Raw genomic sequence first — 13,076 nt, 5'->3', positions numbered from 1 at the left:
GAACTGGAAAATAGGGAAATAATGCTGATTAAGCTTACAAATGTATTGAGCCTACTTACCGCGGTGACAGCTTTTTCGCCTGCGATCGGGCAAACCCCTCAGTCTTCGACTCTTTTTTTAAACGTCGATGTTTTTGACAGTCGAAATGCAACTGTGATCGAAAATGCTAACGTCCGGGTCACGGGCAACTTTATCGCCGAGGTTTCGACCACTGAGTTGCCACCCGAAGCCGCAACTGTAATTGACGGCGGCGGGCGCATGCTCGTTCCCGGTCTGATCGATGGGCACAATCACATCATGCTGGGTGCCAGTCCCATTGCACTCGCCTACAATCTGCATTGGACCTATGTCGGCGCGTTGGCGACGCGGGAGGCTGAGGCCATGCTGATGCGCGGCTTCACGACCCTGCGGGACGCCGGAGGGCCTTGCTACGGTATTGCTCAGGCCATTGATGAAGGCATCATACCTGGGCCGCGCATATTTTGTTCCGGGCATTTCATAGGGCAGACGTCCGGGCATTTTGACCTTCGTTTGTACAACGAAACCCACCCGAGGCAGCGTGGCGAGCGTAGTTTTTTCGAGACGCAGTGGTCATTCATTGCAGACGGTGTGCCGGAAGTTCGTGCCATGACCCGCGAGGCGTTGCGGCTAGGGGCGACCCAAATCAAACTAAGCCTGGGAGGTGGCAACTCCAGCCCCTATGACCCACTGGATACCACGCATTACTCAGTCGAGGAGATCCGTGCTGCGGTGGATGCGGCCGAGGATTGGAATACCTATGTTCTGGTGTACGCATATTCAGACGAGTCGGTTATGCGAGCGCTGGCCGGCGGTGTAAAAAGCATTGATCATGGCAATCTGATCAAGGAAGAAGCGACCATCGCAGCAATTCGAGATGCGGGTGCCATCCTCAATCCACAGTTCCTGATCTTCACACCAGACGATGAGATGCTTGCAGGAGGAGACCCGGACACCATCGCCAAGGGCGCGCCAGTCCGAGACAATGTGGAGACCTTCGTCTCGCTCATCCAGAAGTACGACTTGCCGATTGCCTTTGGGGTCGACCTATTTGGCTCACCGGCGCTTCTTGCTATGCAGAATCTGGAGTTCGAGCGTCGCGGAAGATGGTGGTCAGGAGCGAAAGTTTTGCAGCAAGCGACATATAATACCGCCGAACTCCTTGCCCTCTCCGGGCCACGAAACCCTTACCACGAAGGCAAACTCGGAGCTATTGAACCCGGGGCTTATGCCGATCTTGTGCTGGTGGATGGCAACCCGGTGGAGGATATCACTCTGATGGTCGATCCAGAGGCCAACTTCTCAGTTATCATGAAGGATGGTGTGATCTACAAAAACAGTCTTGAGTGAAGCGGCCCCTCAGACGCAATGTACGATTTGAACGCAAGATTCAGTCAAGTCCGTGGTAGGTGTACACACTCAGTACGAAAGTTTGGCAGTGAATAGCAGTGAGAGGGCTCAAAAATCCAACCAGACGCGGTGACAATGGAGAACCGCCGTCAATGAACCGAGGCTCGTCGACCGCTTATCCCGAAAAGAGGCATTTGCCCCGATTAGAAAATGAACTCACAGAGCCCAACAGAGTGCTTTGAAGACCTAAAGATCGGCCTGGAAGACTACACGCGTTTCATGGGAAAACTCGGTCCAAGCCGAAGTGAGCGATGCAACACCATGAAATTTCTCACGCTTGCGAATGAAGTCGGAATTGGAGATTACAGTGAGTGGTGAAGAGAACAAACCCATCCCAGCACATGTGGAACTAGACCCCGATCACGAAGATGCCATTGTTCGGTGGTGCAACCGCATGATCCGCCACGGTGTCAGGGCATTGTCGGTGCTGATGCTCGGAATCATTCTGATGGCAATTATTGACGCCGGTTTCACAACCTACCAAAAGTTGCTGGAACCGCCTGTCTACATCTTGGAAGTCAGTGACCTTCTCACGGTTTTCAGCGCCGTGCTGGTCGTTCTCATTGCGATAGAAATCTATACAAATATTACACTATATTTGACCGCCGACGTCATCCACATCAAGCTTGTTGTCGCAACAGCCTTGATGGCTGTAGCTCGAAAAATCATCACGCTAGACGACAAAAATTTGGAACCTCAGTACTTTCTTGGTTACGCAGCAATCGGTCTTGCGCTGGGCGTAACCTACTGGCTTATAGCCAGAAAACCATGAGTCACTCGGATCTTTTGTTGCCATCGCTTCTGTGAAGCTGTTTCCTGAACATGAAATAGAAACCTCGTCAGCCCATGCGTTCCTGATTAACCCCCGACTAATCCGTGGATTAACCGGACTTTGCCGACATAAACCCTAATGCCGGAAGCAAAGAAGGTCAGCTTGGTTGTTGCAGCACCATTGGCGGGTGGCTTATTCTGATCGTTTCATGGGTCCAGAGCCCGCACGCCGTTTGAAGCAAAGCGGTAAACGAAACGCCCGCTAAAAGGATTTCTGCTATCTTGAGCACTCTCCATTTTCTGGAAGCGCCGCAAATTACGGATTCCCCTCTCGAAATGACGCTTATTGGCTGCACCGCATTTGCACGCATTTTGCACGTTGCAGAAACAATCTTGCCGGCGAATGCAGCACTTTGCAGTGCTTTCTTGCGGTTTGACTATTTGGGAGAAGCCTAATTTTTAATTATTATCAGGCAGTTATGGTGCTGCTGGAGAGAATTGAACTCTCGACCTCTCCCTTACCAAGGGAGTGCTCTACCTCTGAGCTACAGCAGCGCTGTGGGCGGGTGATTAGACTCAAACGAAACGCGGCGCAAGGGTGTCTGGACGGTTTTTTTCGCCTCCTGTAGAGAAAGGTCATGGCAGAAAACAAATCACCCAAAAAACGCGGCAATTCCGGGGACGCGCGGGAAGAGCGACTGAAAGCGGCGCTCAAGGCGAATATGGCGCGGCGCAAGGCGCAGGCCAAGGCGCGTGCGGCATCCGATGACAATGCCGACAAGGAAGAGGGATAAGAGCAGATGGATTCGATTCTGGTGACGGGCAACGGCCCTCTCAATGGTCAGATACCGATTGCGGGGGCCAAAAACGCGTGTCTGACGCTGATGCCCGCAACCTTGCTGAGCGAAGAACCGCTTACGCTGACCAACGCACCGCGGCTGAGCGACATCAAGACCATGACCACGCTGCTGCAATCGCTGGGGGCCGAGGTGTCCGCGCTGCAGGACGGTCAGGTGATCGCGATGTCCAGTCACACCCTGACCAGTCATGTCGCCGACTACGATATCGTGCGTAAGATGCGCGCCTCGAACCTGGTGCTTGGCCCGTTGCTGGCCCGCTTTGGCGAGGCGGTCGTGTCGCTGCCCGGCGGCTGCGCGATCGGTGCGCGGCCCATGGATCTGCACGTTGAAGGGCTCGAAGCGCTGGGCGCCGAGATCGCGTTGAAAGATGGTTACTTGCACGCCAGTGCGCCGGGCGGCCTGAAAGGCGCCGTGCACGAGATGCGCTTCGCCTCGGTCGGTGCGACGGAAAACATCGTCATGGCCGCGACGCTGGCCAAGGGCACCACGGTCCTGAAAAACGCAGCCCGCGAGCCCGAGATCGTCGATCTGGTCGAATGCCTGCGCAAGATGGGCGCACAAATCTCGGGTGAGGGCACGTCGACCATCGAAATCCAGGGCGTCGACCGGCTGCATGGCGCGACGCATCAGGTGGTGACCGACCGCATTGAACTGGGCACCTACATGCTGGCCCCCGCGATCTGCGGTGGCGAGGTTGAGTTGCTGGGCGGCCGGATGTCTCTGGTCGAATCCTTCGCGGCCAAGCTGGATGCGGCCGGCATCAACGTTAGTGAGACCGAAAAGGGCTTGAAGGTCGCGCGCAAGAATGGCCGCGTCAGCGCCGTGGACGTTGTCACGGAACCTTTCCCGGGCTTTCCCACCGACCTGCAGGCGCAGATGATGGCGCTGATGTGCACGGCCGAAGGCACCTCAATCCTGGAAGAGCGGATTTTCGAGAACCGATTCATGCACGCCCCCGAACTGGTCCGCATGGGCGCGCATATCGAGGTGCATGGCGGCACGGCGACCGTCACTGGTGTTGAAAAGCTCAAAGGGGCGCCGGTCATGGCGACCGACCTGCGGGCCTCGGTGTCGCTGATCCTTGCCGGAATGGCGGCGGAAGGCGAAACAACGGTCAGCCGGGTCTATCATCTGGACCGCGGATATGAACATGTGGTGCGCAAGCTGGAAGGCGTGGGCGCAAAGATTGAACGGATCAAGGGCGAATGACAGACGCAAGTTTCGAAGACGGGCGCGAGGCGCCGCTGAATCTGGGGGCCGAGGACGGCGATGACCTGCAGGTGATCTCGACCCTTGCACAGGACGCGGTTTTCCCTGCGACCGAGATGAAATGGCAACCTTCGCAGCGCCGCTTTGGTCTGCTGCTCAACCGCTTCCGCTGGGAAGACAAGGACGCAGCCGACCGCCGGGGCCGCCCGTTTGAGCGCGTGCAATCCGTTTTGGTGTTCGACTCGGTCCTGTCCGTTGCCAGCCAGGGTGTCGACCGCAGCGACAAGGATACAGTGATGTCACTGCTGTCGGTCGATTTTGAACCGGGCGAAGAAGGCGCGGGTCAGGTGTTGCTGACGCTGGCCGGGGACGGTGCGATCCGTCTGACGGTCGAGGCGCTGGATGCCACGCTCAAGGACGTCACGCGCCCTTACCGCGCCCCGTCCGGGCATGCCCCGCACCATCCCGAATAGATGCAGAACAAACGCGGCATATCTCAGGCGTTTTCTGCTGCTCCAGAAGGTGTCATTCTGCGCCGCGCTACCGTTTTTGGCGTGTTCGACATCAGCCGGGTTCTGATCCGGTCGATCACCCTGCTCTGCACGGCAGATCATCAGAACGACCCCCGGGCCATCGCGCAATGGACGGAAAACAAGGACCCGGCCACGATCCGAGGCTGGATCAAACCCGGTTCGCAGATCTGGCTGGCCGAGCGGGCCGGGCAGGTGGCAGCCGTTGGCGGTTTGTTTGAAACCGGAGAGATCACTCTGCTTTACATCGATCCGGATCATACCGGCTGTGGTCTTGGTTCGGCATTGTTGAACCGCATGGAACAGGAACTGATCGCTGCGGGATGTTCCGAAGCCCGACTTGAGGCAACGCAAACCGCGCAAGATTTCTATCTGCGCCGCGGCTGGCAGGCCACCGGGCAGTGTTGCGACCGCATGGATCTGTCCTGCTTTGCCATGCGCAAATCGCTGCACCCCGGCGACTGAGGGTTGAGGCCCGCCCCTCCCGGCGATATGTCCCGCGTCAAACGTCCGGAGTGCCAGATCATGCCCGTTTTCCTCGATACGACCGCGCCCGACTTCGAAAGCGCTTTTCAGACCCTGCTGTCCGCCAAACGCGAGGACAGTCCGGATGTGGATGCGGTGGTTGCGCAGATCATCGACGATGTGCGCACCCGGGGCGATGCGGCGGTGATCGAGCTGACCTCAAAGTTTGACCGGCTGGACCTGACACCGGAAACCATGGCCTTCTCAGCGGCTGAAATCTCAGCAGCGGTTGCACAGGTTTCGGCCGACGACCGCGCGGCGCTGGAACTGGCGGCGGATCGCATCCGTGCCTATCACGAAAAACAGCTTCCACAGAACGCACAATGGACCGATGAGGCCGGGGCGACGCTGGGTTGGCGCTGGACAGCAGTTTCGGCAGCGGGGCTCTATGTGCCGGGGGGGCTTGCGTCTTATCCGTCATCTGTTCTGATGAACGCCATCCCCGCCAAGGTCGCCGGGGTTGAACGTCTGGCCATCGTAGTGCCGACACCGGACGGGCAGGTGAACCCGCTGGTCCTGCTGGCCGCACAACTATCCGGTGTGGACGAGGTGTATCGCATCGGCGGTGCACAGGCGATTGCCGCGCTGGCCTACGGGACAAAGACCATCGCGCCCGTGGACAAGATCACCGGTCCGGGCAATGCTTTTGTCGCGGCGGCCAAACGCCGGGTCTTTGGCAAGGTCGGCATCGACATGATCGCGGGCCCGTCCGAGATTCTGGTGATCGCCGACAAGGACAATGACCCCGACTGGATCGCGCTGGACCTCCTCAGCCAGGCCGAACATGACGAAAGCGCGCAGTCGATCCTTATCACCGACGACGCCGCATTCGGGCAGGCGGTCGCGCAGGCGGTCGAAAAGCGCCTCCAGACCTTGCAGCGCCGCGTGATTGCCGGGGCCAGCTGGCGCGATTTCGGCGCCGTCATTACCGTGCGCGATCTGGAACAGGCCGCCGCGCTGTCAAATCGCATCGCCCCCGAACATCTTGAGCTTTGCGTGGCCGACCCGGTGGCGCTGAGCACGAAAACCGTTCACGCGGGTGCCATTTTCCTTGGCCAATACACGCCCGAGGCCATTGGCGATTATGTCGGCGGCCCCAACCACGTGCTGCCGACCGCGCGTTCCGCCCGGTTTTCCTCGGGTCTCAGTGTTATGGATTTCCTCAAGCGCACCACGCTCAGCCACATGACGCCCGAAGCCCTGCGCGCGATCGGACCCGCCGCCGAGCAACTGGCCACATCGGAAAGCCTCGAGGCGCACGGGCTGTCCGTCACGGCCCGCCTCAGGCGGCTGAACGGGTAAAGCTATGGCCTGCGGGCCACAGCCGACCCGACCCTGGCCGGGGACGGGTTCCGGGGCGCTCGATTGACCGCTAAACCGTTCACCGACCAGCAAGGATCAGTCTATTGGAACGTGTGGCGACCCTGTGGATCGGAGAACGGTTCAGCTTTCTGGAACATTTGTGCCTGAAATCCTTCGCCGACGTGGATCAGACGCCGATCGTCTACCATTACGGCGATCTGCGGGACATTCCGGACTATATCGAAGCCCGCGACGCGCGCGAGATATTCGATACCCCCGAGATTATCCGTGACCCAGTCACCCGGTCGGCGGCCGTGCATGCCGATCTGTTCCGGCTGAAACTGCTGGAGCAGACAGATTACATCTGGGCTGACACCGACGCCTACGCCCTGCGCCCGTTTGAAACCGAAAACGGCTACCTGTTCCCCAAGGCCAACCGCAAAACCCGCCGCATCATGAATGGCGTGCTGGCCTTGCCCGGCGACAGCCCGGCCTTGCGGAACATGTGCGATTTCGCTTTCGACAGCGATCTGGTTCCGCCCTGGTGGAGCGATCAGCAAAAGACCACTTACCTGGAACTCTACGGCAAATCCACGCATTGGAGCCTGCCCATCTTCAGCTTCGGCCCGCCTATGCTGTTCCACTACATCTTCCAAACACCCGAACACGAGATGAGCGTTCCCCGTACGCTGCTCTACCCGATCCCGCTGCGCCACCGGTCGCTGTGGAACGAACCGGACCTGTCCAAACTGGACGCCCTGAACTGGCAGCAGCAGATGTCGGTCCATTTCTTTGGATCGTGGTTCCGCAGGATCTTCTCGGGGCGCCCGATCAATCCGGGATCACTGGTCGACACGCTGCTGCGCAAGCACGGAATCGACCCTTCGGACCACCCTTTGTGACAGGGCTCGCGGCATCCGAACCCACGCATTGCCCATTCAGAATTCTTACGATAAGTCTGGCCAGACCTGAACGGACCAAATGATCTATGACCCGCATTTCGCATATCGAACTGGATGACCGAAACCTGCCTCCGCCGACCCCCGAGATCGAGCAGGAGCGTAAGGTCGCGATTTATGATCTGCTCGAAGAGAACACCTTTACGCTGCCACAGCGCGACGGTCGTACCGTGCCTGACGGCCCGTATCACCTGCAATTGTCGATCCGCGACAAACGGCTGGTTTTCGACATCGAAACCGAGGCCAGCGAAAAGGCGGCCGAGTTTCACCTGTCGCTGGGGCCGTTCCGGCAAGTGGTCAAGGATTACTTCCAGATCTGCGAAAGCTATTTCGATGCCGTGAAGACCCTGCCGCCCAGCCAGATCGAAACCATCGACATGGCCCGGCGGGGTATCCACAACGAAGGCAGCCGCGTGCTGCAGGAACGGCTGGAAGGGAAGGCCGACATCGATACCGATACCGCCCGCCGCCTGTTCACGCTGATCTGCGTGTTGCATTTCGGAGGCTGACGCGTGAAGCCGTTGCCGCAGTCGGTCCTGTTTTGTTGCGACCACAACGCGGTCCGGTCTCCCATGGCCGAAGGGATCATGAAAAAGTTCTATGGCACCGGCACCTATGTTCAGTCTGCCGGCGTGCATAACGATCTGGAAATCGACGGGTTCTGCATTGCCGCCTGTCAGGAGATCGATGTCGAACTGTCGCGCCACCGCTCTCGGTCGTTCGACGAGATGGAAGAATGGGGCGATGACCTCAGTTCCTTCGATCTGGTGGTGGCGTTGTCGCCTGCCAGTCAACGCAAGGCGCTGGAACTGACCCGTGTTTTTCACCTCGATGTCGATTATTGGCCAATAATGGACCCTACCGGACTGGGCGAGACACGCGAACAAAAGCTACATCACTACCGTCAGACCCGCGATCAGATCATTCAGCATCTGAAAGATCGCTGGGGCGAACCAACGGAGAGATCATGAACGCGACCGTCAAAACCTATTTCGAAGCCTTCAACGCCGGTGACGTGGACGGCATGCTGGCCTGTTTGTCCGATGATGTGGCCCATCACGTGAACGAAGGCCAGATCCGTGTCGGCAAGGAAAAATTTGCAGCCTTCTGTGCTCATATGAACCGCTGCTACCGCGAGAACCTGACCGATATCGTGGTTTTCGAGGCCGAGGGTGGCACCCGCGCCGCCGCCGAGTTCATCGTCAACGGCACCTATCTGGAAACGGATGAAGGATTGCCACAAGCCAGCGGCCAGACCTACCGCCTGCCCGCAGGGTCCTTCTTTGACCTCAAGGACGGCAAAATCACCCGCGTTACCACCTTCTACAATCTCGCCGACTGGACCCGTCAGGTCGCAAATGCCTGAGGTGAGCGAAGTCCGCACTCTGACCGGCGCGGCACTGGAGGCCGCGCTGGATGATGTGGCGCGCCTTCGGATACAGGTGTTCCGCGCCTGGCCTTATCTCTATGACGGTGATTTGGATTACGAACGAAAGTATCTGCAATCCTACCGCGACAGCGACCGCGCCATAATGGTCGGCGCCTTCGACGGCGACCGCCTGATCGGCGCATCGACCGGCGCACCGCTGACCGACCACGCCGACGATTTCGCGGCGGCGTTCAAAGGAACCGGGCTGGATCTGGGCGACATCTTCTATTGTGCGGAATCCGTGTTGCTGCCCGACTATCGCGGGCAGGGCGTCGGCCACAAGTTCTTCGACCTGCGCGAAGCCCACGCCCGCAGCCACGGGTTTTCCAAATGTGCGTTTTGCGGCGTCCAGCGTCCTGCCGACCACCCGATGCGCCCCGAAACATACCGGCCGCTCGACGCCTTCTGGCACGCGCGCGGATACGCACCGCTTTCCGGCGCCATCGCGCAGTTTTCGTGGAAGGATATCGGGGAAAAGGGCGAGACCCAGAAGCCTTTGCAATTCTGGATCAGGGATTTGTAGGCCGCTTTGGTCGCTTGCCGACAAAACAGCCATTCATCGTGCCAACGCGGTGAATGACCAGTTGTTCAGGCTGAGCTTACTCGTCCAAATCGCCGCTATGCCTTCGAGGAAGGCAGCCGATGTCTCATTTGCCACGCCGCGCCAGCTCATGAGGCCGAACCCGGCATCCAGTGGGTTCTTTTCGGAATGGCCGACACCTAAGTACAGCGCGCTATGGCGGGGTCGGGTGATCTGACCGCTAATCGTTGCCTTCCTGTCTCGGCTCTAAGTGGTTGCGTAGTTCGACAATTCGAAGGAATTGCGCTGTACAGTCCGCCACCTCCGCATCTAATGTCCCAGCAACTTTGAACCGGGGACACATCGATGAAAGTCGCAACCGCCGCATACGATCTCGACTGGCTCGCCAGTTGGAGCCAGTACGAGGACAAGCTGGACCGCTGGGTCGCCGAGGCCACGGGGCAGGGCGCCGACCTGCTGGTCTTTCCCGAATACGGCGCGATGGAATTGTCGACGCTGGACGGGGCCGGGGTGGCCGGTGATCTGGAACGCTCGATCCAGGCGGTGTCCGGGCGGATGGAGGACGTACAGAACCTGCACACCCGCCTCGCGCAGACGTACAAAACATACATTCTGGGCGCATCCGCCCCGGTGATTGACGGTCCGGGCCGCCCCGTAAACCGGGCCGTTTTCTATGCGCCGGACGGTGGTGTCGCGCATCAGGACAAGCAAATCATGACCCGGTTCGAGCGTGAGATCTGGGACATTGCCCCCGGTGGTCCGCTCAGGCTTTTCGACACCGCACTTGGCAAAATCGGTATCCTCATTTGCTATGACAGCGAGTTTCCCCTGCTGGGTCGCGCCCTGAACGAAGCCGATCTTATCCTGGTGCCATCCTGCACCGAGGCGTTGTCAGGATATTGGCGCGTTCGCATCGGTGCGATGTCAAGAGCGTTGGAAAATCAATGTGTTACGGTTATGTCGTCGCTGGTTGGGCGTAACGATTGGTCCGAGGCGGTAGACATGAACACCGGCACAGGTGGCATATTCGGCCCGCCCGACAAGGGCTTTCCCCAGACCGGAGTGCTGGCCGAAGGCACCCTGAACCAACCGGGTTGGACCTATGCGGATATCGATCTGTCCGCCATTGCCGAGGTTCGCGCCGATGGCCATGTTCTGAACAGAACCCACTGGGACGAACAGCCACCCCGCGCCGAATCGGTCACAATATCCAGCCTTTAGATGATTCCGCCCTTGAAATAAGGCCGAAATAGGCTCATTTAAGCGCACATCCCTGTAGATTCTGCAGGTGCAACGTAATGATGGAGACAACATGGCCAAGGAAGATACGCTCGAATTTCCCGGTGTCGTGAAGGAACTCCTGCCTAATGCGACGTTTCGGGTCGAGCTGGAAAACGGCCATGAAATCATCGCACATACGGCAGGGAAGATGCGCAAGAACCGCATCCGTGTTCTAGCCGGCGACAAGGTTCAGGTCGAGATGACCCCTTATGATCTGACCAAGGGTCGGATCAACTACCGCTTCAAATAACGCCTGCCGCAATGGCGTTTATTCTCGGATCGGGCAGCCCAAGACGGCTGGACCTGTTGGCCCAGCTTGGCGTGCAGCCCGATGCCATCCGCGCGCCCGATATCGACGAAACGCCCCTGAAGGGCGAATTGCCGATTCCCTATTGCAGCCGCATCACTCGCGCAAAAGTGCAGGCAGTTCAATCGGATAGCGATGACGTCACCCTGTGCGCGGACACCACCGTGGCGCTGGGCCGCCGCATTCTGGGCAAACCCGAGGATGTGGGGCAGGCGGCTGAATTTCTGCACGCCCTGTCCGGTCGGCGCCATCGCGTGATCACCTCGGTCGCCGTGCGGCGCGGAGAGCGGATCCTGCAGCGTGACGTGGTTTCCCAAGTCAAGGTCAAGCGTTTGTCTGACATTGAAATCAACGCCTATCTGGCGACCGGAGACTGGAAGGGCAAAGCTGGCGCTTACGCCATTCAGGGTCCTGCCGGGGCGTTCATCCCGTGGATTTCCGGCTCTTTCACCGGTATCGTCGGCCTGCCCCTTTCCGAAACCGCCGCTCTTTTGCAAGGCATCGGCTATCCCCTGTATCGTGAGGTATCATGAAGGGTCGTACCATCGTTCTGGATCACATCGACGACCGCGAGGCTGCCGCACTGATGGTAGACGGCAAGCTGGACGATTTCCTGATTGCCGCAGACGCCCCCGTGCCGGGTACGATTTACCGCGCACGTGCCGACCGCCCGGTCAAAGGGCAGGGCGGAATGTTCCTGACCACGCCCGACGGCCCCGCGTTTCTGCGTCAGGTCAAAGGTCTGGCCCCCGGCACATCGATGCTGGTGCAGGTCACAGGGTATGCGGAACCGGGTAAGGCGCTGCCGGTTACGGACCGCGTCCTGTTCAAAAGCCGCTATGCGATCATCACGCCCGATGCGCCGGGCTTGAACATCTCGCGCTCGATCCGGGACGAGGATGAGCGCGATCGGCTTCTGGAGATCGCGCATGAAAGCATGGACGGCAGTGACTACGGCCTCATCCTGCGCTCGTGTTGCCAGGGCGAGAACGCCAACGAAATCGCCGCAGACATCAGCGCCATGCTGGCCAATGCCGACCAGGTCATGAACGACCCCGGGACCGAGCCGGAGTTGCTGCTGGAAGGCGACAGCCCACACGTTCTGGCATGGCGCGACTGGACTGATCCGGCCGAGGTTGTAACCCAGTCCGGAAGCTTCGAAACCCATGGTGTGCTTGACGCGCTGGATGTAGCGCGCGGTATTTCCGAACCACTTCCCGGTGGTGGTCATCTTTACATTCAACCGACACGCGCGTTGGTGGCGGTGGATGTGAATACCGGGGCCGACACGTCGCTTGCAGCCGGAACAAAAGCCAATTTCGCCTGTGCCAAGACACTGGCGCGCGCATTGCGCGTGCGCGGTCTGGGTGGGCAGATCACGCTGGATCTCGCCCCCATGCCCAAGAAGGATCGCAGAGGCTTCGAAGGGGCTCTGCGCGCTGCATTCAAAGCCGACGGCATCGAGACCACTCTGGCGGGCTGGACGCCTCTGGGCCACTATGAGTTGCAACGCAAACGCGGACGCATTCCCCTGTCCGAGGTGCTGAAATGAGCTGTCCGATCTGTGGTGAAGACACCGTGACCAGGTTCCGTCCCTTCTGTTCAAAGCGCTGTGCCGACATCGATCTGGCCAAGTGGCTGAACGGCTCCTATGCGGTCGCTTCCCAGCGGGAAGAGGACGAAGAGGCAGATGTCTCCGGGGAGAATTCCGAGCCGCCAAGGCCGCATTGAAAAAATCTCAAAAAGCCTCTGGACACTGCGTGGTGCAAGTCATAGAAGGCCTCCACCCAACGACGAAAGTCGTTCCCGTGCCCGGGTAGCTCAGGGGTAGAGCAGTGGATTGAAAATCCTCGTGTCGGTGGTTCGATTCCGCCCCCGGGCACCACTTAAATTAAACAAAAACAGATGCTTACTGAACTTAGCGTCCTTACGCC

General features: G+C 59.1%; 17 protein-coding genes and 2 tRNA genes. 18 read left to right on the top strand and 1 reads right to left on the bottom strand.

Annotation, left to right across the window (positions count from 1 at the left end; translation table 11 throughout):
• Positions 1 to 21: 21 nt before the first annotated feature.
• Both ACR0FE_RS04735 and ACR0FE_RS04730 read left to right on the top strand, forming a co-directional pair.
• Positions 22 to 1,368, top strand: coding sequence for a metal-dependent hydrolase family protein (locus ACR0FE_RS04735; protein WP_480911423.1), 1,347 nt, complete (start codon positions 22 to 24; stop codon positions 1,366 to 1,368).
• A 367-nt stretch (positions 1,369 to 1,735) separates the two neighbouring features.
• Positions 1,736 to 2,200, top strand: coding sequence for a phosphate-starvation-inducible PsiE family protein (locus ACR0FE_RS04730; protein WP_321251590.1), 465 nt, complete (start codon positions 1,736 to 1,738; stop codon positions 2,198 to 2,200).
• Positions 2,201 to 2,679: 479 nt separating this feature from the next.
• Here the strand turns inward: ACR0FE_RS04730 and ACR0FE_RS04725 are convergent.
• Positions 2,680 to 2,754, bottom strand: a tRNA-Thr gene (locus ACR0FE_RS04725).
• A gap of 83 nt (positions 2,755 to 2,837) precedes the next feature.
• Between ACR0FE_RS04725 and ACR0FE_RS04720 the strand changes: the two genes are divergently transcribed.
• From ACR0FE_RS04720 to ACR0FE_RS04645, 16 genes are all read left to right on the top strand, one after another.
• Positions 2,838 to 2,993 carry a hypothetical protein gene (locus ACR0FE_RS04720; protein WP_480911422.1) on the top strand — a complete coding sequence of 52 codons (156 nt, stop codon included), beginning with the start codon at positions 2,838 to 2,840 and terminating at the stop codon, positions 2,991 to 2,993.
• A 6-nt stretch (positions 2,994 to 2,999) separates the two neighbouring features.
• A complete protein-coding gene (gene murA, locus ACR0FE_RS04715) occupies positions 3,000 to 4,268 on the top strand; it encodes a UDP-N-acetylglucosamine 1-carboxyvinyltransferase (RefSeq protein WP_480911420.1) in 1,269 nt (422 codons plus the stop codon).
• Entirely contained in the window at positions 4,265 to 4,741 is a 477-nt protein-coding gene (locus ACR0FE_RS04710; protein ID WP_480911419.1) for a DUF2948 family protein, read from the top strand. The genes murA and ACR0FE_RS04710 overlap by 4 nt, the downstream gene beginning before the upstream one ends.
• The gene (locus tag ACR0FE_RS04705; RefSeq protein WP_480911417.1) at positions 4,742 to 5,263 is read left to right on the top strand and encodes a GNAT family N-acetyltransferase; all 522 of its coding nucleotides are present in this window, start codon (positions 4,742 to 4,744) and stop codon (positions 5,261 to 5,263) included.
• A gap of 60 nt (positions 5,264 to 5,323) precedes the next feature.
• Entirely contained in the window at positions 5,324 to 6,625 is a 1,302-nt protein-coding gene (hisD, locus tag ACR0FE_RS04700; protein ID WP_480911415.1) for a histidinol dehydrogenase, read from the top strand.
• Between the two features lie 104 nt (positions 6,626 to 6,729).
• Positions 6,730 to 7,527, top strand: a complete 798-nt coding sequence (locus ACR0FE_RS04695) for a hypothetical protein (RefSeq protein WP_480911413.1) — start codon at positions 6,730 to 6,732, stop codon at positions 7,525 to 7,527.
• Between the two features lie 86 nt (positions 7,528 to 7,613).
• Complete coding sequence (locus ACR0FE_RS04690; protein WP_170807803.1) at positions 7,614 to 8,093, top strand: UPF0262 family protein; 480 nt, start codon at positions 7,614 to 7,616, stop codon at positions 8,091 to 8,093.
• A 3-nt stretch (positions 8,094 to 8,096) separates the two neighbouring features.
• The gene (locus tag ACR0FE_RS04685; RefSeq protein ID WP_170619887.1) at positions 8,097 to 8,555 is read left to right on the top strand and encodes an arsenate-mycothiol transferase ArsC; all 459 of its coding nucleotides are present in this window, start codon (positions 8,097 to 8,099) and stop codon (positions 8,553 to 8,555) included.
• On the top strand, positions 8,552 to 8,950 hold the full coding sequence (locus ACR0FE_RS04680; protein WP_480911411.1) for a ketosteroid isomerase-related protein: 399 nt from the start codon (positions 8,552 to 8,554) through the stop codon (positions 8,948 to 8,950). The genes ACR0FE_RS04685 and ACR0FE_RS04680 overlap by 4 nt, the downstream gene beginning before the upstream one ends.
• On the top strand, positions 8,943 to 9,536 hold the full coding sequence (locus ACR0FE_RS04675; RefSeq protein WP_480911409.1) for a GNAT family N-acetyltransferase: 594 nt from the start codon (positions 8,943 to 8,945) through the stop codon (positions 9,534 to 9,536). The genes ACR0FE_RS04680 and ACR0FE_RS04675 overlap by 8 nt, the downstream gene beginning before the upstream one ends.
• Positions 9,537 to 9,899: 363 nt before the next feature.
• Positions 9,900 to 10,775 (top strand): carbon-nitrogen hydrolase family protein, encoded by an 876-nt coding sequence (locus ACR0FE_RS04670; RefSeq protein ID WP_480911407.1) that lies wholly within the window; start codon positions 9,900 to 9,902, stop codon positions 10,773 to 10,775.
• A 91-nt stretch (positions 10,776 to 10,866) separates the two neighbouring features.
• Positions 10,867 to 11,085: a translation initiation factor IF-1 gene (gene infA, locus ACR0FE_RS04665; RefSeq protein ID WP_005978431.1), complete on the top strand. Its 219-nt coding sequence runs from the start codon at positions 10,867 to 10,869 to the stop codon at positions 11,083 to 11,085.
• Between the two features lie 11 nt (positions 11,086 to 11,096).
• The gene (locus ACR0FE_RS04660) at positions 11,097 to 11,675 is read left to right on the top strand and encodes a Maf family protein (protein ID WP_170619885.1); all 579 of its coding nucleotides are present in this window, start codon (positions 11,097 to 11,099) and stop codon (positions 11,673 to 11,675) included.
• On the top strand, positions 11,672 to 12,694 hold the full coding sequence (locus ACR0FE_RS04655) for a ribonuclease E/G (RefSeq protein WP_170612410.1): 1,023 nt from the start codon (positions 11,672 to 11,674) through the stop codon (positions 12,692 to 12,694). The genes ACR0FE_RS04660 and ACR0FE_RS04655 overlap by 4 nt, the downstream gene beginning before the upstream one ends.
• Positions 12,691 to 12,873: a DNA gyrase inhibitor YacG gene (locus tag ACR0FE_RS04650; protein ID WP_170612412.1), complete on the top strand. Its 183-nt coding sequence runs from the start codon at positions 12,691 to 12,693 to the stop codon at positions 12,871 to 12,873. Before ACR0FE_RS04655 ends, ACR0FE_RS04650 begins: the two co-directional genes overlap by 4 nt.
• A gap of 79 nt (positions 12,874 to 12,952) precedes the next feature.
• Positions 12,953 to 13,027 (top strand) — tRNA-Phe (locus tag ACR0FE_RS04645).
• Positions 13,028 to 13,076 lie beyond the last annotated feature (49 nt).

This window comes from Ruegeria sp. K7 (genome assembly GCF_056531785.1).
The sequence above is the reverse complement of the archived record's forward strand: the minus strand, read 5'-3'. Positions and strand labels throughout refer to the sequence as shown.